Annotated in this window: 4 protein-coding genes; 1 reads left to right on the top strand and 3 read right to left on the bottom strand. The window is 35.2% G+C overall.

The window, feature by feature from the left end; translation table 11 throughout:
• The coding region (locus tag L6N96_01790) for an NAD(P)/FAD-dependent oxidoreductase (protein ID MCP8322896.1) at positions 1-1,388 on the top strand (1,388 nt) is incomplete at its 5' end.
• Between the two features lie 64 nt (positions 1,389-1,452).
• On the opposite strand, the gene L6N96_01785 is transcribed toward L6N96_01790, so the two are convergent.
• The 3 genes from L6N96_01785 to L6N96_01775 form a co-directional block, all read right to left on the bottom strand.
• Positions 1,453-1,608 carry a hypothetical protein gene (locus tag L6N96_01785; protein ID MCP8322895.1) on the bottom strand — a complete coding sequence of 52 codons (156 nt, stop codon included), beginning with the start codon at positions 1,606-1,608 and terminating at the stop codon, positions 1,453-1,455.
• Positions 1,609-2,250, bottom strand: coding sequence for a V-type ATP synthase subunit D (locus L6N96_01780; GenBank protein MCP8322894.1), 642 nt, complete (start codon positions 2,248-2,250; stop codon positions 1,609-1,611).
• Positions 2,250-2,891, bottom strand: a 642-nt coding sequence (locus L6N96_01775; protein ID MCP8322893.1) for a V-type ATP synthase subunit B, incomplete at its 5' end; no start/stop codon positions are given. The genes L6N96_01775 and L6N96_01780, both read right to left, overlap by 1 nt.

Raw genomic sequence — 2,891 nt, 5'->3', positions numbered from 1 at the left:
TACTATTAGCACTCGATAAAAGGCATATAATGGATGATAAAACTGATTATGATGTCATAATAATTGGAGCTGGACCAGCTGGTATTTTCTCAGCTTTGGAACTATGCGATAAAACAGATCTAAAAGTGGCAATCTTTGATAAAGGCAGAGATATCTTTAAACGTAATCGTTCTCCAAGTACTATTCTTTCAGGATGGGGAGGATCGGGAGCTTTTAGTGATGGTAAACTTAACTTTTCTACAGAAACTGGAGGATGGCTCAAAGATTATGTTGAAGAAACAAAATTACATGAACTTATTGAAGAAGTGGATAAAACATATTTAAAATTCGGAGCTCCGAAGTTAATATATGGAGATGATGAAGATGCAATTTCAGAAATCTCAAGAAAAGCTACACATGCAGATCTTAAACTAATCCCCAGCAAAGTCAGACATCTTGGGACTGATTTATGTCCCGAAATTCTTAAAAAAATGAGAAAATCTATCGATGGAAAAATTTCCATTAATATGGAAAAAAACGTCACTAGAATTCTCACAAAAGGAAATCACGCACGAGGGATTGAGATTAGCGACGGTGAAAAAATTTTGTCCAAGTACGTTATAACTTCACCTGGTAGAAGTGGAGCTGAATGGCTTAAATATGAAGCTAACAGACTTGGTCTAAAAATTACCAGCAACTTTGTCGATATAGGCGTGAGAGTGGAGGTACCAGCAGCGGTTATGAGTTGTCTTACTGATACATTATATGAATCAAAATTTGTTTATTATTCTAAATATTTTGATGATAGGGTTAGAACATTTTGTATGTGTCCTAACGGTTCAGTTGTAACGGAATACCAAGATGACATGATATCTGTAAATGGTCATAGTTACGCTCAAAAAAAGACTGATAATACAAATTTTGCGATTTTAGTAAGTACTTCTTTTACAGAGCCTTTTAAAGAGCCAATAGCATATGGGAAATATATTGCCAAACTAGCAAATTTACTAGTTGGATCTGTTATTGTACAAAGATTTGGTGATTTAGAATTAGGAAAAAGATCGACTCCTTCAAGACTTAGTAGGAGTATAGTAACGCCTACTCTTGAAGAAGCTAAACCGGGAGATTTGAGTTTTGCTTTACCTTGGCGATACTTGGGCGATATAAAAGAGATGCTCCACGCTTTAGATAAAATTACACCCGGAGTATATTCAAGACATACTTTGCTTTATGGTATCGAGGTCAAATTCTATTCTTCTAGATTGGAACTTAGTAATGTCCTTGAGACTAAGATCAAGAATCTGTTTACAGCAGGGGATGGTGCTGGAATTTCTAGAGGCTTGGTGCAATCATCAACATCTGGGATAATAGTAGCTAGAGAAATAATAAAAAGAGAAAAACGTTTGTAATAGTATAATATCAATGATTTCCTAGCGGAATTAACTAAATAAAAAAATTTTATTTTTTTACTTACTAGGTTGATTTCAGTTCTTGAAGTTGTTGATTAACTTTTTTTTCTAAGTGATTAAATTCTTCGCCTATTTCTTTAATAAACATTTCATGCATTATTCTTACTTTTTCTTTTGTTTCTTCAAATCTTTTTTCTACAAAATTCTTTTCTTCAGACAATTAACTTGATCTCCCCCTTTCTAATATTTTTTTTACATGCTTAAGCCTTACAAATTCTTCCCTTTCTCTCTCTTCAAGAGTTGAGGTTATGTACTTTATCGATTCTTCGTAATGTGGAATAATGACAAACTCTAAGGCATTAAGAAGACGTTGAGTTTTATCGAGTTCTCTAGCTAAGCTGAAAATTGCATTTTCCAATTCTGCAGCCTTGCATATTGCGGGCAATATCTTCCTCATTGTTTTGGTGGCTTCATCGAGATTGTAGCTAGTATCCATAAAGCCATAGGTCATTCCAGTTTCTTTTAGCGTTACCTGTAAGGTAGGAACTTCAACATCAACAATAGTTCTTGAATGAACATTGATTTCGATCTGCTCAGGAGTAGTCATCCCTATAGAATCAAGTTTTGCTGGACCAACTTTGATATAAGCATTAAAAAGAGATTCATAGGCTTCAGACAAAGGTTGCCACATACCTTCCCTTGCTTTGGCTGCTTCAGCCATCATTTCATCTATTCTTTTTAACAGAATCTCTCTTTTATCTCCGAGAATCTTATAAACTATTTTTGAGAATTGAAGACTCCTTTTTACCCTTATTAATTCAAGTTTTGTTGGTAGTACTTTTCTACCAAAGCTAACAGACATTAGCTTTCTTTCTCCGGTTCTACTGTTACACAATAGAACTTTTTACAAAAAGCTTCTTTTATTTTCGTCAATTCGGCTTCAGGAAGTGTTGAGAGAACTCTCCAAGCCAAAGAAAGAGTTTCCTCTAAGGTCCGATTTTCTTCATATCCTTGTTTTAAAAATCTATTTTCGAAATTATCCCCAAACTTTAGATAACTTAAATCCATTTCTGATAAACCTGCTTTTCCAATAATTTCAGCTAAGGCTCTTAATTCTTGAGCTCTGGCATAGGCTGCATAAAGCTGGTTGCTAACATCTGCATGATCCTCGCGAGTCTTTCCTTCACCAATACCGTCCTTCTGTAATCTGCTTAGGCTCATAAGCACACTAAGTGGTGGATAAATTTCTTTTCTGTATAGTTCTCTTCCTAAGACTAATTGACCTTCAGTTATATAACCTGATAAATCTGGTACAGGATGAGTTATATCGTCACTTGGCATTGAGAGAATGGGCATCTGGGTTACGCTGCCTTTCTTACCTTTTACCCTACCGGCTCTTTCGTAATTTGTAGCGAGGTCTGTATATAGATATCCTGGATATCCTTTCCTTCCTGGAACTTCTTCTCTAGCGGCACTGATTTCTCTAAGAGCTTCAGCATAATT

The sequence above is a fragment of the Candidatus Methylarchaceae archaeon HK02M2 genome (assembly GCA_024256165.1).
In the GTDB taxonomy this organism is placed as follows: domain Archaea; phylum Thermoproteota; class Nitrososphaeria; order Nitrososphaerales; family JACAEJ01; genus HK02M2.
Note: the sequence above shows the minus strand (reverse complement) of the source record. Positions and strands in the feature narration are given on the sequence as shown.

What these genes read in the sequence shown, in the direction of transcription:
- L6N96_01780 (MCP8322894.1), bottom strand. Translation starts at nt 2,250, where the DNA reads ATGTCTGTTAGCTTTGGTAGAAAAGTACTACCAACAAAACTTGAATTA.